Below are 23,523 nucleotides of genomic sequence, written 5' to 3' on the forward strand. Positions count from 1 at the left end.
ACGGAGGCAATATGTCAAAGAGTGAAATTTTAAAAAAATTTGAGACACTTTCTGCGATACCGCACTGCAGTTATGAGACCGATAAGATGCGTGATTTTTTAGCCGACTTTGCAAAAGACAAAGGCTGTGAGGTAATTATCGATAATTTTGGAAATATCCACGCATTTAAAGGCAAACCAAAAATTTGCTTGCAAAGTCACTATGATATGGTCTGCATGGGCGATGCTCCAAAGATCGAAATAGTTTACGGCGATGATGGCTACATGAGGGCTAAAAACTCATCTCTTGGTGCAGATAACGGTATCGGCGTAGCTATCATGATGCAGATGATAAGCGAATTTGATGACATAGAGTGCCTCTTTACAAACAACGAAGAAGTTGGCATGATCGGAGCCACTGGCTTTAGTGGCGAGTTAAAAGCCGATAAGCTTTTAAATTTAGATAGCGAAGAGGACGACCGCGTAACTATCGGCTGCGCTGGCGGCATAAATTTATTTGCCACTATCTCGCTTAATAGTAAAAAAACAAAAGAGAGCACACTTTACGAAGTAAAAGTGAGCGGCTTACCAGGTGGACACTCTGGCAATGAGATACACAAAAATATCCCAAATGCGATCAAGATTTTAGCTACATTTGTGACTAAAAATGGCTGCAAGCTTGTTAAATTTAAAGGTGGCGAGCGAAGCAACTCTATCCCAAGCAGTGCAACTGCGCTAGTTTTAAGCGACAAAGAGCTAAAGAGCGAATGTGAAAATTTAAGCGTCAAAAAGCTTGGCATGGGAGATGAAATTTTAGAAAATGGCGAGAAAATTTTAGCTCTTATTAACTCATTTTCACAAGGCGTAAGAGCCTATAACTGCGAGCTGGGCATACCACAAGATAGTGTCAATCTCTCACTTGCAAAGATCAAAGATGATGGCACACTTGAAGTGGAGTTTTTCGCAAGATCAATGAGTAAAAATGGGCTAAATAGAATGGAATTTGAAATTTCAGAGCTTGCAAAGGCAGTTGGTTTTAACGTTATTTCAAAAGATAGAAATCCAGCATGGAAACCTATAAATGATCAATTTGCAAACGACATCCTAGAAGAGCTAAAAATTTATAAACCAGAAGCTAGGATAACAGCTGTGCATGCAGGTCTTGAGTGTGGCGTACTTTTAGAGAAAAAAGCGGATCTTAGCGCTTGCTCAATAGGACCAAATATCCACTCACCTCACTCAACAAGAGAGTGCTGTGAGATTGAATCTGCGCTTTTTATAGAAAAAGTCGTTCGCGGTATCGTTAAAAAATATAACTCATAAAAAATAAAATTTGCTAGAAATTTCTAGCAAATTTTATATCTCAAAGCATCTAAGCCAAATTTGCCCGCAAGCACGAGCAAATTTATATTATTTCCCAAACTCATAAACGATCTTGCCACTTTTTATAGTAGTAGTCGCCGCACCTTTTAGCTTTTTGCCAAAGAGCGGAGAGTTTATTGATTTTGAGCGGTTTATCTTCTCGTCGTAAACGTACTCGATCTCAGGGTCTATCACCGCGATGTCAGCCAGCATACCAACTGCCAGCCTGCCTTTATCTTTTAAATTTAGCATTTTAGCAGCGTTTGTCGAGGTTAGCTCCACCATGCGCTCTAAGCTTATAACGCCCTCATTTACGAGCTTTAACGTAAGTGGCACAAGGGTTTGAAGTCCGATGATGCCAAATGGCGCCTTGTCAAATTCCACTATCTTTTCGTCTGTGTGGTGCGGCGCATGATCGGTTGCGATGACGTCTATAAGGCCACTTTTTAGCGCCTCTCTCACAGCTTTTACATCGCTTATCTCACGAAGTGGCGGTGACATTTTGAAATTTGTATCATAGGCATTTTTCAAAATTTCATCGTCACTAAAGCTAAAATGGTGAGGTGTGGCTTCGCAAGTGATGTTTATGCCCTCTTTTTTGCCCATTTCGATGATCTTTAGCGAGTACTGCGAGCTTACGTGAGCGATGTGGATGTGCGCTTTAGTGAGCTTTGCAAGAAGCATATCACGGCTCACTGCGATCTCTTCTTTCTCCCTTGCCATGCCACGAAGCCCAAGGATCGCCGAGACCTTGCCCTCGTGCATGACGCCCTGCCTGCAAAGCGAGCAGTCCTCTGAGTGGCTTATGCAAAAGCTGCCAAACATGCTTGAATACTCAAGTGCCGCTCTCATCACGCTTGAGCTAGTGACCGGCAAGCCATCATCGCTAAATGCAACCGCTCCAGCCTCTATGAGATCACCCATTTCAACGATCTCGTTCCCGCCAAGCCCTTTACTGATGGCTGCTATTGGCAAAAGATCGATGAGACCGCAGTTTTTGGCCTTTTCTATCATCGCCCTTGTGATTGAAGCGTTGTCATTTACTGGATTTGTGTTCGCCATGCAAAGGCAGGTCGTGACACCTCCAGCAACCGCTGCCTGCGAGCCTGAGATGATGTCGTCTTTATACTCTTGGCCAGGATCTCGAAAGTGCACGTGCATGTCGATAAGTCCTGGCATGATGAGCTTATTTGTGGCGTCAATGACCTTATCAGGCTCAAATTTCTCACTTCCTATTTTGGCTATTTTGCCGTTTTCTATTAGGATATTTGCCTTAAATTTCTCGTCGCTATTTACGATAGTGCCGTTAATTATTGCTATTTTCATCTTTAGCCCCTATTTTTTGCAAGCGTATTTAGTATCGCCATTCTTATAGCAACGCCGTTTTCAACTTGATTTAGTATGACTGAGTGTGTGCCATCAGCCACGTCTGAGTTTAGCTCTACGCCCCTATTTATCGGCCCTGGGTGTAGCACGATCGCATCAGGCTTGGCTAGTTTTATCCTATTTTTATTTAGTCCAAAAAATTTCGAGTACTCTCTCGAGCTTGGAAATGCCACGTCCGCACCGCCGCGCTCTAGCTGGATGCGAAGCATGATTATGACATCGCTACCCTCGCAAGCCTCCTCCATATTTTTGCAAATTTGAGACTCAAATACCTCAGCGTCTTTTGGCATCATCATCTTTGGCGCAAAGAGCTTTAAATTTATGCCAAATTTCTTCATCGCCCAGATGTCTGACCTTGCCACGCGGCTTCTAGCGATGTCGCCAATGATCGCCACGTTTAGGTTTTTATCTAAAATTTTACCATGCTCTCTTAGCGTAAAAAGATCAAGTAAGGCTTGACTTGGATGCTCATTTGTGCCGTCTCCTGCATTTACAATGCTAGCCTCTGTTCTATCAGCTGCAAATTTTGCCGCTCCAGAGCTTGGGTGACGAAGCACAATGATGTCGCTTTTCATCGCGGCCATGTTATTCATCGTGTCATTTAGGCTCTCGCCCTTTGTCACGCTAGAGCTTGATGAGCTGAAATTTATCGTATCAGCCCCAAGCCTCTTTGCTGCGATCTCAAAGGATGTTCTAGTTCTTGTCGAGTTTTCATAAAATGCGTTAATCGTGGTCTTTCCGCGAAGATAGTCATTTTTTTTCACTTGGCTTAAATTTAGCTCCTTAAACTCTTTTGCCGCCTCTAAAAAATATAAAATTTCTTCCTTGCTAAGCTCTCTAGTTCCTATCAAATCTTTATGTTTGTAGCCCATTTTAAGCCTCTTAAATTTATTTTGCTACGAAGTCGCAAGCTGGTTGGTAGCCGTTATCACAAGCTTTTTTAAATAAAGCCTTTGCTTTTTCTTCGTTCTTTGCTTCGTTTGCGTCTTTATCTTTTACAAGGCCATAAGCGATCATTTCGCCTAGTTTTTCGCAAGCCATGCCTTCGTTTTCGTCACACATTTTTGTAAAAATTTTCTCAGCCTGAGCTCTATCTTTTGCTACGCCGTCGCCGTTAAATAGCATGATCGCATTCATCGTGCAAGCTTTTTTCTCGCCCTCGCCGCATGCTTTATTAAAAGCAAGATAGGCCTCGTTAAAATTTTTCTTTGCATAAAGCTCATTTGCTTTGTCTAAATTTTCATTTGCCATAGCATTTAACGCAAAAACCGCTGCCACTAAAACTAAAATTTTCTTCATTTTCTTTCCTTATTTAAATAATTTTGAATGATGTTTTTTCATATACTCAACTATCTCTATGACCTCGTCGCTACCGCTAGCGTCAGAATTTTCTAACGCATCATCGATGCACTCAACATAAAGATTTGCCGCCTCTTCAAGTTTATCTTTTTTCACGCCAGCATAGTAGAACATCGCCTCAAGCACCATACTAAGCTCATAGCTAAGTTCTTCTACGCTTACCTCTTCTTCTTTCATATTTCCTCCTGTGTTTTTTTAGTTATTAGATCAATTATCTGCGCCTTGATAGGCTCATAGCTAAAGCCATCTTTGAAATTTGCAAATAGCCCGCCGCTTGCATTAACATGCCCACCGCCGCCAACCAGGTGCTTTGCCATGGCACTAACGTCAAGCTTGCCATTTGCGCGAAAGCTTAGTGTTTTTTTATTTGTCACATCGATAAAGAAGTCAAATTCAGGATTTGCCACTAAAAAGTCGTTACCTATAACCGAAACGTTGCCGATATTGTAGGTTAAAATTCCTTTATGATCTTTATAGTTTATGCTAAATTTCTCTTTATTTTCACTAAGTTTTTTCACTACGTAGTTTGAGATCAGATTGCTTAGCGTATCGTCTTTATCCTCTTTGAAAAATGACTTTTTAATAGCATGTATCTGCATATCAAGGCCGATATAGTCGTTTTTCTCGTTAAAAAATTTGATAGCTTCTTTTAAGATATGATCCATATATAGGTTGTTTTCAGCCTCAAACATCACTTTATTTATCTCTTTAGCGTTTGCCACAAGCCCCAAGCAGACCTTACCCATCTCGAAATTTTTATCATCTTTTAGCCAGATATCCACGGCATTTACGACGTCACTAAAAATTTCAAGCTCTTTGTTTTTGCCAAAAATGCCTGCAAAAAAGTCGTAAGTGATCTTTGTAGCACACCTTGAGCTATCTAAAAAGTACCATGGATAGGTGCTTGCACACTCTGCACCGCTTTGATGATGATCTAGCAAAAATAGCTTTATATTTTTACCCCCTATCATCTCCTCAAAGCTCTCGCACTGAGCTAGAGTTAAATTTAGATCAGTGATCAAGATGATGTTTTTATCGTCATTTGAGACACCTATCTCAGCTAAAATTTGAGCAAATTTATCATCTATCTCTCTGCCGTAGTTTGAGTTTAGAAATTTCACATCTTTGAAGTAAAAATTTGTTATGTATTGCGCGCCGTATCCGTCAAGATCGGTGTGCGAGAGGTGATAAATTTTCATCTTTTTCCTTTATATATTTTCTATTTCTATGACGCCAACTGTTTCAAATGGCGTATTTGCAGAGATCTCAGCAAAGCTTAGCACCACTATGTCGATGGCAAAATTTGCGCAGATATTTGCTATAAATTTGCGCAAACTTGGTTCCACGCAAAGCACCATCTCTCCGTGCTGGCTCATCGGACGCTTCTCTTTTTCACGCCTTAGCGCCTGCACGATAGACGATGTCTGAGCTACATTTATCATAAGGTGATATGCGCCGTCTTTATACTGCACCGCGTCCATGAGCTTTTGCTGCGCAGCACTATCTAAAATGTAAAAATTTAGCTGACCTTTTTCATCAACATAAAGCGAAGTGATGACACGTGAGAGCGCTGCGCGCACGTGCTCGATGATCATGTCTAGGTTTTTGCTAACCTCGGCGATGTCGCTAATTGATTCAAGTATGCTAAGCAGGTCTTTGATCGGGATATTGTCTTTAAGCAGCGCTTTTAAAACCTTTTGAATCAAATTTATAGGCGCGATCCTTAGCGTATCCTCGACCACAACTGGGTAGTCGATCTTTAGTTTGTCTAATAAATTTTGCGTCTCTTGGCGAGTTAGAAGCTCGGCTGCATTTTGCTTGATAAGCTCGCTCATATGCGTTGAGATGACGCTTGCAGGATCAACTATCGTGTAGCCACTAAGTATGGCGTCCTCTTTGACGCTAGCATCGATCCAAAGAGCGTCTAGCCCAAAAGCTGGCTCTTTTGTCGGAATACCCTCGATATCCTCGCTAACTAGGCCACTATCCATCGCTAGAAATTTATCCGCATAAATTTCTCCCTGACCGATCACGATGCCTTTTAGCTTAAAGCGGTACTCGTTTGGTGGTAGCTGAAGGTTGTCGCGGATCCTTATTTTTGGCATCAAAAAGCCAAGACTTGAAGCGATATTTCGCCTCATAGCGCGAATTCTCTCTATAAGATCCACATCAGCTAGCTTTAGTAGGCCATATCCAAGGTCAAGCTCTAAAATTTCAAGCTTCAAGATGTCATTTATCTTTGTCTCTTCTTCTCTTGCGATCTCTTCGTCGCTCTTCTTTGGTGCCTTAGCAGCCCCGCTACTCGCAGCTGCTGCTCCTGCCCCACTTGGCGCAGCGGCTCCAGCCTTTTTAGAAGCCGTTTTCTCTTTTGCTGCAAGGTTTAAATTTAGCCCGCCATCTTTTGTTTGCTTGATGATGTAGCCAAGCCCCAAAAATAGCAGCGCTATAAAGCCAAGAGATAGGGTTGGAAGTCCTGGCACAAGAGCAAACATAAATAGTATGAAGCCCACTATCAGTAAGGTTTTATAGTCACCTAAGAGCTGATTTAGCGTGCCTTCTGCAAAGTCCTCGTCGTCTTTGCTAGCTCTTGTGATGATGATAGCAGTCGCTGTTGAAGTGATAAGTCCTGGGATCTGGCTAACTAGGCCATCGCCGATAGTTAGGATCGTATAGTACTGAGCCGATGTCGCCATATCAAGACCGTGCTGAAATGAGCCGATAGCAAAGCCGCCGATGATGTTTATGATAGTGATGATGATACCGGCTACGGCGTCACCTTTTATAAATTTAGACGAACCATCCATCGCGCCGTAGAAATTTGCCTCACCGATGATGGCTTGACGTCTTTCACGCGCTGTTTTTTCGTCTATTAGACCTGCGTTTAGGTCAGCATCTATTGCCATTTGCTTACCAGGCATCGCATCAAGTGTAAAACGAGCTTGCACCTCGCTCACACGGGTTGAGCCCTTTGTTACGACCATGAAATTTATGAGTACCAAGATACAAAAGACGATGGTGCCGATGACGAAGTTGCCACCAACGACGAAATTTCCAAAGCTTGAGATGATCTCACTGACCGCTTCTGGGCCGTTGTGACCCTCACTTAAGATCATACGAGTGGTTGCTATGTTTAATGAGAGACGAAAAAGCGTGATGATGAGAATAAGCGTCGGAAATGTGCTAAGATCAGTTGGTTTTGGCACGTAAATAGAGATCAAAATAATAAGCACAGAAATCGAGATCGAAAGTGCCAAGAAAAAGTCAAGCACTGCGCTTGGAAGCGGCACGATGATGATAGCAAGGATGGCAACGATGATGCCAACGATGCTAAGACTTTTAAATTTGACAATCGGCGCAAGAAACGGTGCGACAAGAGTCAAAATATTATTTTTTTGCTTTGCCAACTTTACTTCTTAATGATGTCACTTAGTTTGATCGCGTCAAGCATCTCGTCGATCTTGCCTTGAAGGCCACTAAACATCGACCAAATTTGACAGCTTGAAGCTTTGTTTGACGGGCAACCAAGGGCCGAAGATGAGCACTCGAAGACACTTAGTTCGCGTTTTTCAGCGCATTCTATTATCTTTTTTATACTTAAATTTTCAGGTTCGTCATTTAGTGCAAAACCGCCATTTGCTCCTTTAAATGACTTTAAAACTCCATCTTTTGCTAAATTTTGTAAAATTTTTGCCAGAAAACTTTTTGAAATTTTAAGCTCATTTGAGATCGTATCAACATCAACTGGCGATGATTTTTGAGATATTAAAATAAGCGAAAGTAGGGCGTATTCGCTTGCCTTTGTAAAAAGCATTTATCTTCCTTAACTCTTTAAATAGCCATTATTTTATAAAATTTTTACTGCATTTTTCATTAATTTTTAAAAAGCATAATTTTATCTAACTTTATGTTTTAAATGCTATAATCGCTCTTCCAAAATTCACCAATCAGGAGGTCATCATGGCTTTGGATTCGGCTAAAAAAGCTCAAATAGTTGCGAAATTCGCTAGAAAAGAGGGAGATACAGGCTCTCCAGAAGTTCAAATAGCTCTTTTAACAGCTAGAATAACTGAACTTACAGAACACCTTAAAATTTTCAAAAAAGACTTTTCATCACGTTTAGGTCTTTTAAAACTAGTTGGTCAAAGAAAAAGACTTTTAAAGTATCTTAAAAATAAAGACTACACTACATATTCAAAACTAATCTCTGAGCTTGGCCTAAGAGATAAATAATCAATCGGAGAGCGATCTGCTCTCCTTATTAAATTTCCTTTATCCATATTTTTATTCAAAAATTTACAGTCTATTTTAAAATTTTCCATCTTTAGTATTAATTTATCTACTCACAATATGACTAACCTTTTTAAATAAAGTAAAATTAGAATTAATTTCTTCATTTTATATAAAAAGCTAAATCTCTATATCTTTATTTCTTTTATAATAAATTTATCAATTTTAAATAAATTTTAAAATCCCTAGATAATTGACTTTAGTGGAACTAAATTAATTTTAGCTTAAATTAGAAATTTATTTTTAATAATAAAGAATTTTTATTAAAGATTAAGAATTTGGCTAGTAATATTACCTATATAGAAATATGCAAATATTGCATAGTAAAGGAGAAAATGATGAAAGAAGGCAAAGTCATCTGTCCTTATTGCGGGACAGGCTGTCAAGTAACCTTGCATGTGGAAAACAATGTCGTTCGTGCCGCCACTGGTGTTGAAGACAATCCAGTCAATCAAGGAAATTTATGTTTAAAAGGCTTTTATGGCTGGGATTACGTTGCAAGTCCAGATAGACTCACAAAACCACTTATTAGAAAGAAAAATGGTGTATTTTCAAAAGATGGTGATTTTGAGGAAGCCAGCTGGGACGAGGCGCTTGATCTTGTCGTAGAGAAAATGAAAGAAACCAAAGAGAAATACGGCCCAGACGCATTAGCCGGAAATTTCTCAGCACGTTGTACACTTGAGGACAACTACGTTGCTCAAAAATTAATGCGTGCTGTAATTGGCACAAACAACGTCGACCACTGTGCTAGAATTTGACACGCTCCGACAGTAGCAGGACTTGCTAAAACAATCGGAAACGGAGCTGCCACAAATAGCTTTACGGAGATTGGCACTTATAGTAACTGTATATTAATGATAGGCTCAAACCCAGAAAATGGTCACCCAATCGCAGCTATGCACATCCAAAGAGCGCTAAACCGCGGCGCAAAACTAATTGTTATTGATCCTATTAAGACTGAGTTTGCAAGCAGAGCTGACATTCACTTACAGCTAGAGCCAGAGCACAATATCCCAGTTATAAACGCACTTCTTTACACTATCATCGAAGAAGGCCTTGTAAATGAAGAATTTGTAAGAGATCACACAATAGGTATTGAGTATGTCAAAGAAGCTGTAAAAGACTATGCCCCAGAGGTTGTAGCTAAATACACAAGGCTAAATCCAGAGGACATCAGAGCAGCTGCTAGAATGTACGCCACCACAAAGCCAGCTGTCATCACACACGGTATGGGCGTAACTCACTTTAACCACGGCGTTGGCGGAGTTTGCGATGTATCAAATTTATTCTTGATCACTGGTAACATCTGTGAGCTTGGCACAGGCGACTTACCATTACGTGGACAAGAAAATGTTCAAGGCTGCTGTGATATGGGCGTTTTGCCAAATATCTTCCCAAATCTTGGCTCAGTCACTGATCCAGAGCAAAGAGCTTGGTTTGAAAAAATGTGGCACCTAGAACCTGGATTTTTGAGCTCAAAAATAGGCGTTCATAAAACCGAAGTGCCTGATGCGATCCTTGATGGCAAAGTGCATTTCTTCTGGACTATCGGCGAAAACCCAGTTATCTCTGAGCCAAATACAAACCACTTTTTAAAAGGTATCGCTCATGTTGATTTCTACGTCGTGCAAGATCTATTCTTAACCGAGACTTCACTAAAAGCTGATGTCATACTTCCTGGCGTTGCAAGTAGCGAGAAAGAAGGGCTTTATACAAACGCAGAGCGCCGCGTACAGCACAACGAAGCAGTCATCACACCTCCAGGAGATGCTAGACAAGACTGGTGGATCGTTTGCGAGATCGCACGCCGTTTAGGTGCAACAGAGGGCTTTAACTTCAACTCACCTGAAGAAATTTGGGAAGAAGTTAGAAAATGCGACCCAAGACGATACGGTGGTATGAGTTATTACCGTATCAAAAAGTATCACGGACTTCACTGGCCATGTCCAAATGAAGATGATATGGGCGGTCAAAGCTTGTATCTTGATAAGAAATTTTTCACACCTGATGGCAAAGGTCGTTTTGTGCCATGCCTCTTTGTGGATAAGGCCGATAAGATCGAGAGCGCAAAACTTGAGTTTGCTAAGAAGATGAATATGTCGCCTGAGTATCCTATCATGGCTGGCTCAGTCGATGAAAAGACTGACGATGAGTATCCGATACAGCTTCTAACCACTAGAAAGGTCTATCAATACACAGTTGGCACCATGACAAGACGCTCACGAGCGATTGAAGAGGGTGGAGATAGCATCGGACCTATCGCCGAGATGAATCCAGCACTTGCAGCAAGATATGGCTTAAAACAAGGCGACTTCATCAAAGCGTGGAGTAGATACGGCTACATCGTCGTAAAAGCTGAAGTAACAGATATCGTGCCTGATGGCATCATTCAGATGACTTTCCACTACTGGGAGAGCTCTTGCAATGAGCTAACAAGCAGTGGCTGGGACTACATTAGTAAGACTCCGACATTTAAAGCAGCTATTCAGATCAAAAAGATCGATGAAGAAGAATTTTTACGAGTTCGCGAACTAAAACGCATAAAATTCCAAACTTCAAAGATCATCTACGACGACTTCCACCACCACGGAAATGCAGCGATAAATGAGTAAATTTAGCGGGTAACTCCCGCTAAATTTCTTTACTACCAAATTTCATAATCCAAAAATTTTGACATTGCGAAGCCAAAAAATCTAAATTTTAACTTCACTGTCTATGGTTAAATTTTATATTAAATACAAAAGCAGATATTTTTAAATTTACTTAAATGCCAAAAAGCTCATAAAATTTCCCCACTTAAATGTGCTCTCGACTCGTTTAAAGCCAGCATTTAGGGCTAAGCTTCTATTTTCTTCTTCGGTATATGGCACCAGCACATTTTCAAGCGCCTCTCTTTTTTGGGCGATCTCATAGCGTGAGTAACCTTGCGCTTGTTTGTAGTCTTCATAAATTTCTATGACACTTTTAGTAAGTTTTTTATCTTCAAAGATGATCTTTTCACTAAACAAAAAGAGCCCATTTTCATTTAGTCCGTTATAAATTTTTTGCACCAGATCAGCTCTTTTTGGTGGTCTAATAAACTGCAAAGTATAGTTTGCCAAAACCGCGTCAAAGCCCACTAGCTCACACTTTAAAATATCATCAAGCAAAAATTTTATCTTTGCCCCATAAGCTTTTGCCTTGTTTTTGGCATTTGCTAGCATAGCTTCAGAGTTATCCACGCCGCTTAGCACGAGATCGTTTCTAAGGTTATTTAGTAAAAGTAGGCTATTTGCCGTCGAGCAGCCAAGGTCGCATACACTTGCATCTTTTGGCAAAATTTTAGCTAGTAGCTTTGCATTTAGATTTGAGCTCACATCGTAAAACGGCACCGAGCGCGAGATCATATCATCAAAAACGCTCGCCACAAAGTCATCAAACTCAAACTGCTTGCTTATAGGCTCTTTAAAAATTTCATCTCTCATATACCAGCTCCGTATCCATCAAAGTATCTCATTGTCTCGTTGCCAAAAAGATCGCACACTCCAACACAAGCTCTAGCTGCGTTTATATCGCATTTGATCTGTTCTTTTAGCTCTTCAAGTGTGTCAAATTTCTTATTATCTCGCAAGCGTTTTATAAAACAAACCGCGACATGCTTTGCTACTTTTGGCGAGACCTCGTCTAATATGTGTGTCTCGACGCTAAAATTTCCATCTGTGCTAAGCCTATTGCCTATAAATGTGACCGAGCCATAGGTATATGAGCCTATCCTAGTTCTTGTGGCGTACACGCCGTCTTTAGGCAATAAATAGTTTTTTACGTCCAAATTTAGCGTTGCAAATAGCTCCTTTGCACCGATGCCCTGCCCTTTTATTACATTGCCCTCGATCGAGTACTCCCTGCCTATTAGTCTGTTTGCCTCTTCGATGTTGCCCTGACGTATCAGCTCCCTAATGGCCGAGCTATGCACGCCCATGCCGTCATAACAAACCTCATCAACGACAACTACTTCACCATCAAAAATTCTTTTCAAATCGTGCTTGTCCCACGCTCTATTTCTACCAAATCTAAAATCAAAGCCAACAACGATCTTTTTTAAATTTTTAAAATCATGTTTTAGCAACGTGATAAATTCCTCACCGCTAAGCCCTTTAATAGTGTCAAAATCATACAAGAAGCAAGGGTAGTTTGAGTACTCCGCTCGCTTTAGCTTTGGTGTGATGTTGGCTTTATTCTTATCGATCACGACAAGTCCGCCAAACTCGCCAAGCTGCTTTAAAAGCTGTTTGTGTCCTCTGTGCACGCCGTCAAAATGCCCGATCGCAACGGCAGTGATATTATCTTTTGTTAAAAGCGTAGAAAAATTCGGCATTTCCCTCTTTCCCTTTTACTTCGCACTCTTTGCAAGCTATCATTTTAAATCCTAAGCCATTAGCTATCACTTCAAACCTCTTCATCGCTAAATTTATAGCTTTCATATCAGTGACGACGCCTTTTTTATTTCGTTTTACGCCGACGCCCACTTCAAACTGCGGTTTAAAAAGCGTGATAATGAGCGAATTCTCACTTGCTAGCTCACAAATAGCAGGCAAAATTTCAGCCAAAGAGATAAAGCTAACATCGCAGGTTATTAGATCAAATTTATCTTGCTCTTGCTTGGCAAACTCTCTTATATCGGTCTTTTCATAAATTTTCACTCGCTCATCGCTTCTTAAGCTAGCGTCAAGTTGATCGGTGCCAACATCCACACCAGTCACGCTTTTTACGCCACGCTCAAGCAAAATTTGCATAAAGCCGCCAGTTGAGCTGCCAATATCAAGTGCGTTTTTGCCAGCTAGATCAAATTTAATCGCTTCCAAAAAGCTTTTTAGCTTAAGCGCGCCTCGCCCAACATAAATTTCATCAAGTAGTGAAATTTTAGCCTCTTTAACTTCATTTGAAACCTTGGTGCAAATCTCGCCGTCCGCTAGTACCTTACCAGATTTTATAAGCTCGCTGGCCTTGTTTCTACTGATGTTTAAAACGCTTGCGACGTAGTTATCAAACCTCAAGTTTTAGCCTCTCATATTCGCTCTCATCGATCACTCGCACGCCTAGCTCATTCGCCTTGTCTAGCTTACTGCCAGCCTCTTCGCCTGCTAAGACAAAGTCCGTTTTTTTAGAAACTGAGCTTGAAACCTTTGCGCCAAAACTCTCAAGCTCGGCCTTTATCTCATCTCTTGGGCGACTTAGCGTGCCGGTTATCACCACCGTTTTGCCACTTAGCGCATTTGAGATACTTTGCACCTGCGTCACACTTGGCTGCACGATCTGGCTGAGTGCTAAAATTTCCGCTCTATTTACTTCGGCAAAGTCTATTAAGCTGTTTGCCATCTCCACGCCAAAGCCTTCAAGCGAGACAAGCTCATCAAAACTAGCATCAAGCCAGCCTAAACCGAAGCTACTTGCGAGCTTTTTAGCCGCCACCTCGCCGATGTGCTCACAGCCAAGGCCGGTGATAAAGCGCGATAGCTCCGCAACTTTGCTAGCTTCGATAGCGCTTAAAAGGTTGTTTACCTTTTTATCTTTAAAGCCCTCAAGCGCAATGAGATCATCAAATTTAAGGCCGTAAATGTCTTTTATACAGGAAATTAGCCCCTTATCAAATAGCAAATTTACGATCGCATCGCCAAGGCCGTCTATGTTTAGGCATTTTTTCGATGCGTAGTGAATTATTGAGCCAACAACTCTTGCCCTACAGCTTAAATTTTGGCACTTTACAAACACCCCCTCATCAAGTAGGTGCGAGCCGCAAACTGGGCAAAATTTAGGCCTCTCTATCGCCTCTTCGCTGCCATCTCGCCTATCTTTGTAAACCTTTGTGATCTTTGGTATGACGTCACCTGAGCGGATAATGCCGATGTAGTCATTTTTCATGACGCCAAGGCGCTCGATCTCGTCGAAGTTATGAAGGGTGGCGGATTTTACATTGGCGCCGTCTATATTTACCTCATCAAGCACGCCAACAGGCGTTACTACGCCACTTCTGCCAACTTGAAGTGCCACATCTCTTAGCCTAGTCACCTTTTCAATGGCTGGAAATTTAAATGCCACCATAAATTTTGGAAATTTGACCGTGTAGCCTAGCTGCTCACAGCGCACAAGGTCATTTACACGTATCACCATGCCATCCATCATCACGCTCTTTGCCTCGCGGCTGGCTAGTAGCTCGTTATACGCAGTCTCAAGCTCATCTTTTTTTAAAATTTTAAAAAATTCATCTCTTTCAAAGCCAAGATCATGCACAAATTTCATCACCTCGCTGTGATCTTTTAGCCCAAGGCTCTGCTCGCCCACGCCCCAAGGTATGAAAAGTAGCTTTCTTTTAGCAGTGACCGCGCTATCAAGCTGTCTTAGACTGCCTGCGGCTGCGTTTCTAGGGTTTGAAAGCGGCGCCTCGCCCTCTTTTGCACGCTCTGCGTTTAATAGCTCAAAGTCATCTTTTCTTATGACGACTTCGCCCCTTATTTCAATGAGCCCTTTGTAGCTAATGCTCTTTGGCACCGAGCTAATGGTCCTTGCATTTTGCGTCACGTCCTCGCCTGTAACGCCGTCGCCTCTGGTTATCGCCCTAACTAAAACACCATTTTCATAGAGTAAATTTAGGCTCGCTCCGTCAAATTTTGGCTCAGCAACAAAGGTTAGATTTTCTTTCTCGCCACGCTTTAGCCACGCATCAAGCTCGGCTAGATCAAAAATATCTTCCATACTCCACATGCGTTTGATGTGATTAGCCTTGCTAAAGCCCTCTTTTACGGTGCCGCCCACGCGTTTTGTAGGTGAAAAGATAGAAATTTCGCTTGGATTTGCCCTCTCATAATCAAGCACCGCGTGATATAGCGCGTCATACTCCTCGTCGCTTGCAAGTGGCTCGTCCTCGTCGTAGTAGGCCTTTGCCCACGCATTTAGCGTATCTATCGCTTTTTCGTACTCTTGTTTTGTCATTTTTGCTCCAAATTTCTATATCACCACGTACTGAGCTTTTTAGCCAAACGCCCTACCAAAGCGTGGCTTGCTTCATCGCCTCGTGCATATTAAAAAGCTGTTTGTGCTGGGCCACATCGTGTGTTCTAATGATCTGTGCGCCGTTTTCGAAGGCCTTTAGATGCAGATAAAGCGAGCCTGGCAAGCGCTCTTTAACCTCGCTTGGATAATAGTGATTTATAACTGATTTGCGGCTAGCACCTACTAGTAGCGGGCAGTCAAATTTTAAAAAATGCTCCAAATGCTTGATAAGCAATAAATTTTGTTCAGCCGTCTTACCAAAGCCAATACCCACATCAAGCACTAGCTTTTTGGCGCCAAGCTCCCTTACAAGGGCCATCCTTTGCTCAAAAAAATCCGCTATCTCGCCGATTAAGTCGTTATATTTTGGTGCGACCTGCATAGTCGCAGGATCGCCTTGCATATGCATCATGCAAAACTCGGCATCGTATCTTGCCGCAAGCGTGGCAAGTGAGGCGTTTGCCGTGATGTCATTTATCATTTTAAAGCCGTGATTTAGAGCAAACTCAAGGCAATAAGGATCAAAGCTATCAAGACTAAATTTCGCCTTTTCATGTAAATTTAGCTTGTAAATTTCCTCCACAATATCTTTTATGCGCCTAAATTCCTCTTCGCGACCGCAGTACTGGCTCCCTGGCCTTGAGCTAACACCACCAAGGTCGATATAGTCTGCACCCGCTTCTATCATGTATTCTATTTTTGAGATACCGTTTTGCGTATTTATGCGGCTTTGTTCGTTAAAACTATCGCTATTTATATTTGCAACGCCCATTATAAGCGGCTTTGTTGGTTTTATAAATTTTGTCTCTAAAAAGGCTGCTAAATTTTTAAGTCCAAAGTCTTGCAACTTCTCTTTTTTAGCTAACTGTCTAAGCTGTGCATTTGTCGCCATTAGCAAGGCTTTATTTAGACTCTGCTTGCCCAAAATCGTATCTTTATGTGTCGCAAGCTCAGCCCCAACACTTAATGCATCTTGCTTTAGGATATTTGCCGCTGGGGTTTTTATCTCATCTATGTAAATAAAATTTATCTCACTCTTTTCATGCATGAGCTTCGCACCAGCAGGACTTGGCGAGATGGCTTTACAAATTTCATCAAAGTCGCTTTTATTATTTATCTTATAAAATTTCAACGTCGTCCTTTTTGAAATATAGTAAGCAGTAGCGGTGTTAGCACGGCGTGAGACTTGGCATTTAGATCGGCAAGCTTGATAAGCGAGAAAAAATAATCCATCTCATCGCCGCTAAATTTATACCCGCTATCAACCGCCTTTGTCACGATAACACCAACAAGCTCTTTTAACTCATTTTTGCCAAATTTTTGTGCCTGCTCGTCTGCTATCTTTTGATCGATAAAGCTTGTTAGCTCTTTTAGGCTAAGCGATTTTAAATTTAGATCAAGAGTTATCTTTGGCTTTTTGGTTAGATTATTTTCTATGAGCATTCTTGATCTAATCGTTGGTAGAAGTAAATTTTTACTCTGCGTTGCTATTATAAATTTGATATTTCTTGGGGGCTCTTCGATGATCTTTAAAAGTGCATTTTGAGCCTCTGTCCTAAAAGAATTAGCATGTATTACTAAAATTTTTTCATCTTTTTCAGCAATGTATGCTTCTGCGATGACCTCCTTTGCATTTTCTAGCAAAAAATCATCACTTATATAAAATCTTAAATTATTAATACCAAACTCATCTTCAAGTTTGGCTTTTAAATTTTCAAAATCGCTTGTAACGACGATTTTATTAAGCATTTAGAGTATTACCTTTGCAAAGAGCGCCGCATCGATACTTTTATCAAAAATTTTGCAAAGACTTATTAGTTTAATGTCTAAATTTTCATCGCTTGAGCTAAGAGTAAAACTATTTTGTGCCTGCTCGTCAAATAGCCACATATAACTATCCTCATCGCTTTTGGCTAAATTCGCATATCTATCAAGGCTCTTTCCGATATAAAAAAACAAGTATCCATTTGGAAAGGCAAGACTTAGCATATCTTTTAGAAGCTGCTTTTGCTCATTTGTCTCTATCTCATCAAGTGATGGATAAAGCGATCTTAGGCTAAAAAATGGTAAAAATGGTCTAATACTTTTTGAATGGTTCATCTTTTTTAAAAGATAAGTTTCAAACCATCTTCGCTCTTCATCACTGATAGTTATAAAAGCCCTTCCTTCAAGTAAAAATTTAAGCCTAGATGCGAGCAAAGGCGTCCATTCAACACGCCTTTCCTCCATCCAGCTCATCAAAGGGCCTTCGTCCCTAATAGCCTTTAACGTCCACTGAATAAAATCTTGCATTATTTATCTAGCTTATAAGCATCGTGAAGTACGCGAACCGCTAGCTCACCATATTTTTGATCAACGATCATTGAAATTTTTATCTCGCTTGTTGAGATCATTTGGATATTTATACCCTCTTTTGCAAGCGTTTCAAATGCCAAACATGCTACACCGCTGTGGCTCTTCATGCCTACGCCTATAACTGAAACTTTTACGATCGCGTCATCAAATTCTATATGCTTTGCAGCTGAGAGCTTTTGCATAGTCTCTTTTGCTAGTTCAAGCTCATTTTGTGGCACTGTAAAGCCTAAATTTGTAGTGCCGTCATGTCCTACGTTTTGGATTATCATATCTACGTTTATATTTTCATGAGCTAAAGCTGTAAAAATTTCTGCTGCGATGCCAGGTTTATCAACTACACCTCTTAGAGTTACTCTTGCTTGATTTTTATCTAGTGCTATTCCGCTTACTAAAACTGCTTCCATATTGTCATCTTCCTTTGCTATTAATGTACCTTCGTTGTGATTAAAGCTACTTCTTGTAATGAGTTTTACATTTAGTTTTTTTGCTAGCTCGACTGAGCGATTTTGTAGTACCTTTGCACCAGCAGAAGCGAGCTCAAGCATCTCATCATAGCTTATCTTCTCAAGTTTTTTTGCCTTTTTTTCTATCCTTGGATCAGTCGTATAAACGCCATCAACATCGGTAAAAATTTCGCATAGATCAGCATCAAGCGCCCCTGCTAATGCAACTGCACTAAGGTCACTACCGCCTCTACCAAGGGTTGTGATATTACCTTTTTCATCTATACCTTGAAAGCCAGCCACAACCACGATCTTGCCAGCTTTTAGCTCAGCTTTTAGCCTTTGTGTATCTATCTTTTCTATTCTAGCTTTTGTATGTACATCATCGGTAATAATGCCCGCCATCGCACCTGTCATACCCACACACGCATAGCCTTTTGCATTAAGTGCGATCGTTAAAAGCGCGGTCGTTACTTGCTCTCCAGAGCTTAAAAGCATATCAGTGGCGACGCCATCTGGATGTTTTGAAAAATACTCACTATATTCAACCAATTGATTTGTAACTCCGCTCATCGCAGAAACTACCACAACTACGTCTGCACCGCTATTTTTTGTCTCAATGACTCTATTTGCCACAGCTTCGATGCGTTCAAGTGTTCCTACGCTAGTTCCGCCAAATTTTTGAACGATCAACATCAAAAATATCCTTTCTCTTTAAAATAACTCAAAACCTTTTCATAAATAGGCTTTTTAAAGTGATTTATACCCTCTAAACTTCTACCAAAATCTACAAATTTATACTCGCTAAACTCTGGATGCTCTGTCTTTAAATTTATGCTGGCACCATTTTTAAGTCTAACCAAAAAATACTTTTGCGTCTGCCCATCAAATGGGTAAAATTTCTTTGCCGCGTTTGCTGGAAAGTCGTAGCTTAGCCACTGCGGATACTCATCTAAGATATCGATTTTATCAGTTCCGATCTCTTCTTTAAGCTCCCTTTTTAAAGCCTGCTTTGGACTCTCGCCTTCGTCTATTCCGCCTTGAGGAAACTGCCAAATATCATCCATATCCACCCTTTTTGCGACTAAAATTTCACATTTAAATGGATACAAGCTAGACAAAATAACAGCTGCCACATTTGGTCTGTATTTTTTTTGCATGATTTTTCCAAAAATTTTATTTGGGATAATAACTAAAAAGAGTTAAGAGATAGATAAATAAAAACTACTTTTTACGCCGCTTGTAATAAATCACACAACCGCTAAAAAGTAGCACGCCCACTCCACAAGAAGCCATAAAAAAGATAAATTTTCCAGCCTCCCCAAATGTATATCCAGCGTGCAGATCAAGCATAAATTTATAAATTTCAAAAGATTTTGGTATGGTATTTTTTAAAATTTCTCCACTTGCCGTATCGACCGCAAGTCTAACGCCATCACTCTCACTAGCGCCTTTTGGCAAGTAAAAGATCATAAATTTTACGCCGTCTTTGTTGAGGATAAAATTTAAAGCGTCAAACTCATTTCCAAATTTTAAAGTAAAAATTTCATAAGCTTTTTGAAGATTTTCTACCTTTTGCTTATCATTTAGGCTAAAGCCATTTTTGCTAGTAAAATTTGGCTTTTTAAATACCTTCTCTTCGCCACAAATTTGATTTATAACCTTAGCAAAGCTCTCATAAGAAAAGTATAGACCGCTAACACAGATAATAAGCAAAATGGATCCCAAATAAAGCCCTAAAAATCCATGCAACGAATATAAAAATGCAAATTTCTTTGCCTTTAGATTTAGCTTAAAGGCGCTAATAAATTTGCTTCTAAATCTCCAAAAATGTATCAGCACTCCAGTTATTAAAATCACAAGTAGTGCAAGCGTCGAAATTGCCACTAGCTTACTTGCAAATTTAGATAAATTTTCATTTTTAAATAGAGCTAGTCCTAGATTTTTATGTAAATTTAAAGCTAGCCCTATAAATTTTTCCACACTGTTTTCAGAGACTACCTCGCCCGTATAAGGATCTATAAAGAACGACTTAAACTCGCCATTCTCACTTGTGCCACTTACTACATAAGCTCTATTTGCCTCGCCTTTTATCTTTATATAACTAAGGTTAAAATTTGGCTCGTTTTTGCTAAAAATTTTTAAAATCTCATCTATTTTTAAAGCACTTTTATTAGTTGCTATGTCTATCTCATCTTTACTAAAAGCCTCAATTATCTCATCGTGATACGAAATAATCGCTCCACTAATTGAGATTATCAAAAGTGGCAAAGCAAAGATAAGAGCTAAAAATAAGTGAAATTTCCGCCAAATTTTGAACATTTTAAAACTTTAGATTAAAGCCAAGCTCGATCTTTTGCCCATCGGCTATTAAGATATCATATCTGTTTGATCTTGTCGTAAAAAACTCGTTAAAGAGATTATAAACGCTTAAGTTTAGGCTGAAATTTTTAGTTACATTGTAGTTTATGCCAAGATCTGCGATAACGTAAGCTCTCATATCATCAGCATAGCTAAATGAGTTTTTAGTTCTACCATAGTAATTTATCTGTGACCAGAAATTTAGCCATCTATTTAGCTCGTAGTTCGCTCCAAATTTAAATGTATGAAGCGGATAGTTGTTTAAGCTTTTACCAACTTGTGATCCATCTTTTTGTTTTGATTTTGTATAAACATAGCTTTGATTTAACCTAAGAGCATTTGTCACCTGCCACTCATTTGTTAGCTCAACTCCGTAAATTTCAGCCTTGCCGATATTTATACTTTCCCAAATTCCGCGGCGGTAAATTTTGCCTTTGTGCCGGCAAGGGTTGCCTGGTCTTGGGGTGCAGATACGCTGTGTACCCAACATGTCTTTAAAGCTTGTGTAAAAGCCAGTTAGTGAAGCTTCAAAACCTTCATTGTTATTATAAACGCCACCAAATTCATAACTTACGCTTGTCTCTGGCTTAAGGCTACTTTTACCAAGCTGTGCTCCAAGTCCTCCAGCAAATGGCAATGCAAGATCTTGCGTTCGTTGCTTGATATCAGGCGTCGCATAACCTGTGCTAACTCCGCCTTTTAAGGCAAAAAAGTCGTTTAAGTTATAGATACCATAAATTCTTGGTGAAACGTGCGAGCCATAGTTTTCATCGTAGTTATAGCGAATGCCAGTACTTAAGATAAAATCTTTTGTAAGATGATAATCATCCTCGCCGTAAAGTGAAACATCGTATCTTTTTACATTTGCCGCATCTGCCGTGGTAGCCTTTTCGTCTAGCTTTTCTCTTTTAGCATTTAGTCCTAATGTAAAGGCGTTATTATCAGTAAAATATGAGCCTTTTGTATCAAAATTTAGAGTCTTTAGCGTCAAATTTTGTTGTGCTATCTCTTTTATCTTGCCATAAGATAAATAGCTTTGAAGCAAGATATTATCAAGCCTTGCTTCGTGGCTTAAATTTATCGCATCGCCCTTTATTCGCTCAAGATCTACTGAGCTATTATTTGTGCCAGAGGCTAAAGTCTTGCCTTTAGTTCTTTTATATCTCACATCGCTTCTTGCAAGCTCAAGCGTAATATCATTATTTTCATCTGGCTTAAAAAATAGCTTTGCACCAAAATTTCTATCCTTTTGCTCTCTGTTTGCATAAGAAATTTTATCTTCTGATTTATTTAAATTTTTACCATAAACAGAAACACTTAAAACATCATCAATTAGTCCAGAGTGCAAATAAAGGCTATTGTAAAACTCACCGCTTATATTTTTATTTCTAGCAAATTTATAGCTTGAGCCAAGATTTGCGCCAAATTCATTACTAAACTCATCTGTAATGATATTTATAACTCCACCTAGCGCGTCACTTCCATAAAGTGAGCTCATAGGTCCACGTATCACTTCGATACGGCTTATCGCACTTGCTGGCGGAATGAAACTATATGAGCCTCCAACACTTCTAAGGCCTTTATAGGCATTATCGCCTGGTACTGGCATGCCATTTACTAAAATTTTAGTAAATCTTGGAGAGAATCCACGTATAGAAATTCCTCGTCTATTTGCCGCTTCGGGAGTCGTTCCAAAAAGACTTGGGATATCCTTTGTCATGCTCTCGATATCTTTATGATTTTTCTTTTCTAATGCCTCTTTGGTTATAACGCTAAGCGTTGCTGGTGCGTCTTTGATATTTTGCTCAAATCCTGTCGCACTCACTACTTTAACTTCTGGCAGAACCTTATCTTCATTTGCAAAAAGCGGTAAATTTATAAAAATTGCCGCACAAATAGAAATTTTTAATGCACTTTTCACAAAAACTCCTTATAAAAATTTAATGCACATTTTACTAAAATTAAATAATCGTTATCAATATCATACGTAACGCTAAAGGGATTAAATTTAACGCTTGAGGGATAAAATGATAAATTTAGACAAAAAATATGGAACGAGCAAGATATCTCAAAAGGAAAAACAAGTAAGCGTAGAGTTTTTCAAGCAAAGTAGTGGCATCAGCTATCTAAAAAGTGAAATTTTATGTAATGGCAGGATAAAAAGAGATCGCCACAAGTCTAAAAAATATCTATTTTTAATGTTTAATGAGGATAAAAACGATCTTTGTTTTAAGCTTGATAGAAAAGAGTATATTTTAAACAAAGATGAATTTTGCATTGGACTTGTTAATGATGATTTTAAAGGTGTCTTTGAGTATCAAAATAAATTTTATAAGACAAAAACACTACTTTTTGACGAAAGCTACGCAAATAAGCTTGAGATATTTGCTGGGCTTAGATTTGATGATAAATTTGAGCTTTTGAAATACAAAAAAGATTTAGCTCAAATTTGTGTTTTAAATGAACTTGAGACGACAAATTTATATGAAGGCACGATGAGAGAAATTTTTACCGAGTCAAAAATTTTAGAGCTTATTTACAAAAGTAAAATACGAAAAGAGAGCGAATTTTCACTTAGCAGTGATGAAGAAAAGGCTCTTTTAAAGGCTAAAACGATCTTATTAAGCCGTATGCAAAATCCTCCAAGCATCAAGGAACTAGCCCATCTTTGTGGCACAAATGACTTTTGGCTAAAGAAAAATTTTAAGCTATTTTTCAAAGATACGATCTATCAGCTCTTAGCAAAAGAGCGTCTAAAGCTGGCTTTTACTCTTTTACAGCAAAACGATATTAGCATAAAAGAAGCTGCAAATATCGTAGGCTACGCAAATACTGCACATTTTGCAAAAATTTTTAAGATAAATTTTGGCTTTTTGCCAAGCAAACTCTTAAAGACCAAAAGCTACTTTTAAACTGCTATAAATGCCAAATTTCTTATAATCGCCAAAATTTAAAAGAGAGAA

22 protein-coding genes are annotated in these 23,523 nt (G+C 39.7%); 4 read left to right on the forward strand and 18 right to left on the reverse strand.

What is annotated here, in order from left to right; all coding sequences use genetic code 11:
• Positions 1 to 11 precede the first annotated feature (11 nt).
• A complete protein-coding gene (locus B9N62_RS00440) occupies positions 12 to 1,301 on the forward strand; it encodes a M28 family peptidase (protein WP_087583894.1) in 1,290 nt (429 codons plus the stop codon).
• Positions 1,302 to 1,388: 87 nt separating this feature from the next.
• Here B9N62_RS00440 and B9N62_RS00445 read toward each other — a convergent pair whose 3' ends face one another.
• Genes B9N62_RS00445 through B9N62_RS00475 form a run of 7 tightly spaced genes read right to left on the reverse strand, consistent with a single transcriptional unit; the run spans position 1,389 to position 7,896 of the window.
• Positions 1,389 to 2,666 (reverse strand): dihydroorotase, encoded by a 1,278-nt coding sequence (locus B9N62_RS00445; protein WP_087583895.1) that lies wholly within the window; start codon positions 2,664 to 2,666, stop codon positions 1,389 to 1,391.
• A 2-nt stretch (positions 2,667 to 2,668) separates the two neighbouring features.
• Positions 2,669 to 3,598, reverse strand: a complete 930-nt coding sequence (locus B9N62_RS00450; RefSeq protein ID WP_087583896.1) for an aspartate carbamoyltransferase catalytic subunit — start codon at positions 3,596 to 3,598, stop codon at positions 2,669 to 2,671.
• Positions 3,599 to 3,614: 16 nt separating this feature from the next.
• Positions 3,615 to 4,025 carry a tetratricopeptide repeat protein gene (locus B9N62_RS00455; protein WP_087583897.1) on the reverse strand — a complete coding sequence of 137 codons (411 nt, stop codon included), beginning with the start codon at positions 4,023 to 4,025 and terminating at the stop codon, positions 3,615 to 3,617.
• Between the two features lie 9 nt (positions 4,026 to 4,034).
• Entirely contained in the window at positions 4,035 to 4,262 is a 228-nt protein-coding gene (locus B9N62_RS00460; RefSeq protein ID WP_021089755.1) for a hypothetical protein, read from the reverse strand.
• Entirely contained in the window at positions 4,259 to 5,284 is a 1,026-nt protein-coding gene (locus B9N62_RS00465; protein WP_087583898.1) for a DHH family phosphoesterase, read from the reverse strand. The genes B9N62_RS00460 and B9N62_RS00465 overlap by 4 nt, the downstream gene beginning before the upstream one ends.
• A 9-nt stretch (positions 5,285 to 5,293) precedes the next feature.
• A complete protein-coding gene (gene flhA, locus B9N62_RS00470; protein ID WP_087583899.1) occupies positions 5,294 to 7,489 on the reverse strand; it encodes a flagellar biosynthesis protein FlhA in 2,196 nt (731 codons plus the stop codon).
• Positions 7,490 to 7,491: 2 nt separating this feature from the next.
• Positions 7,492 to 7,896 (reverse strand): Rrf2 family transcriptional regulator, encoded by a 405-nt coding sequence (locus B9N62_RS00475; RefSeq protein WP_087583900.1) that lies wholly within the window; start codon positions 7,894 to 7,896, stop codon positions 7,492 to 7,494.
• A 146-nt stretch (positions 7,897 to 8,042) separates the two neighbouring features.
• Here B9N62_RS00475 and rpsO point away from each other — a divergent pair, with 146 nt between their 5' ends.
• Both rpsO and B9N62_RS10985 read left to right on the forward strand, forming a co-directional pair.
• Positions 8,043 to 8,315: a 30S ribosomal protein S15 gene (gene rpsO, locus B9N62_RS00480; protein WP_004317763.1), complete on the forward strand. Its 273-nt coding sequence runs from the start codon at positions 8,043 to 8,045 to the stop codon at positions 8,313 to 8,315.
• 392 nt (positions 8,316 to 8,707) lie between these two features.
• On the forward strand, positions 8,708 to 10,987 hold the full coding sequence (locus B9N62_RS10985; protein ID WP_374188096.1) for a molybdopterin oxidoreductase family protein: 2,280 nt from the start codon (positions 8,708 to 8,710) through the stop codon (positions 10,985 to 10,987).
• 147 nt (positions 10,988 to 11,134) lie between these two features.
• On the opposite strand, the gene cmoA is transcribed toward B9N62_RS10985, so the two are convergent.
• The 11 genes from cmoA to B9N62_RS00545 all read right to left on the reverse strand — a co-directional run bounded on the left by cmoA (position 11,135) and on the right by B9N62_RS00545 (position 22,481).
• Positions 11,135 to 11,839, reverse strand: a complete 705-nt coding sequence (gene cmoA / locus B9N62_RS00495; protein WP_087583902.1) for a carboxy-S-adenosyl-L-methionine synthase CmoA — start codon at positions 11,837 to 11,839, stop codon at positions 11,135 to 11,137.
• On the reverse strand, positions 11,836 to 12,729 hold the full coding sequence (locus tag B9N62_RS00500) for a bifunctional riboflavin kinase/FAD synthetase (protein ID WP_087583903.1): 894 nt from the start codon (positions 12,727 to 12,729) through the stop codon (positions 11,836 to 11,838). The genes cmoA and B9N62_RS00500 overlap by 4 nt, the downstream gene beginning before the upstream one ends.
• A complete protein-coding gene (gene tlyA, locus B9N62_RS00505; protein ID WP_087583904.1) occupies positions 12,695 to 13,408 on the reverse strand; it encodes a 23S rRNA (cytidine-2'-O)-methyltransferase TlyA in 714 nt (237 codons plus the stop codon). Before tlyA ends, B9N62_RS00500 begins: the two co-directional genes overlap by 35 nt.
• Positions 13,398 to 15,341 carry an NAD-dependent DNA ligase LigA gene (gene ligA, locus B9N62_RS00510; RefSeq protein ID WP_087583905.1) on the reverse strand — a complete coding sequence of 648 codons (1,944 nt, stop codon included), beginning with the start codon at positions 15,339 to 15,341 and terminating at the stop codon, positions 13,398 to 13,400. Before ligA ends, tlyA begins: the two co-directional genes overlap by 11 nt.
• Before the next feature lie 52 nt (positions 15,342 to 15,393).
• On the reverse strand, positions 15,394 to 16,533 hold the full coding sequence (gene folP, locus B9N62_RS00515; RefSeq protein WP_087583906.1) for a dihydropteroate synthase: 1,140 nt from the start codon (positions 16,531 to 16,533) through the stop codon (positions 15,394 to 15,396).
• Positions 16,530 to 17,150: a DNA polymerase III subunit delta' gene (locus tag B9N62_RS00520; RefSeq protein ID WP_087583907.1), complete on the reverse strand. Its 621-nt coding sequence runs from the start codon at positions 17,148 to 17,150 to the stop codon at positions 16,530 to 16,532. Before B9N62_RS00520 ends, folP begins: the two co-directional genes overlap by 4 nt.
• Positions 17,151 to 17,693 (reverse strand): HobA family DNA replication regulator, encoded by a 543-nt coding sequence (locus tag B9N62_RS00525; protein ID WP_087583908.1) that lies wholly within the window; start codon positions 17,691 to 17,693, stop codon positions 17,151 to 17,153. It lies immediately after the preceding gene.
• Complete coding sequence (locus B9N62_RS00530; RefSeq protein ID WP_087583909.1) at positions 17,693 to 18,895, reverse strand: aspartate kinase; 1,203 nt, start codon at positions 18,893 to 18,895, stop codon at positions 17,693 to 17,695. Before B9N62_RS00530 ends, B9N62_RS00525 begins: the two co-directional genes overlap by 1 nt.
• Positions 18,895 to 19,359 carry an RNA pyrophosphohydrolase gene (locus B9N62_RS00535; RefSeq protein ID WP_021091471.1) on the reverse strand — a complete coding sequence of 155 codons (465 nt, stop codon included), beginning with the start codon at positions 19,357 to 19,359 and terminating at the stop codon, positions 18,895 to 18,897. Before B9N62_RS00535 ends, B9N62_RS00530 begins: the two co-directional genes overlap by 1 nt.
• A 64-nt stretch (positions 19,360 to 19,423) precedes the next feature.
• Positions 19,424 to 20,521, reverse strand: a complete 1,098-nt coding sequence (locus tag B9N62_RS00540) for a PepSY-associated TM helix domain-containing protein (protein WP_087583910.1) — start codon at positions 20,519 to 20,521, stop codon at positions 19,424 to 19,426.
• Position 20,522: 1 nt separating this feature from the next.
• Entirely contained in the window at positions 20,523 to 22,481 is a 1,959-nt protein-coding gene (locus tag B9N62_RS00545; RefSeq protein ID WP_087583911.1) for a TonB-dependent receptor domain-containing protein, read from the reverse strand.
• 106 nt (positions 22,482 to 22,587) lie between these two features.
• Here B9N62_RS00545 and B9N62_RS00550 point away from each other — a divergent pair, with 106 nt between their 5' ends.
• Positions 22,588 to 23,472: an AraC family transcriptional regulator gene (locus B9N62_RS00550; protein ID WP_087583912.1), complete on the forward strand. Its 885-nt coding sequence runs from the start codon at positions 22,588 to 22,590 to the stop codon at positions 23,470 to 23,472.
• The last annotated feature ends 51 nt before the right edge of the window (positions 23,473 to 23,523 follow it).

It is taken from the genome of Campylobacter concisus (genome assembly GCF_002165785.1).
In the GTDB taxonomy this organism is placed as follows: Bacteria; Campylobacterota; Campylobacteria; order Campylobacterales; family Campylobacteraceae; genus Campylobacter_A; species Campylobacter_A concisus_W.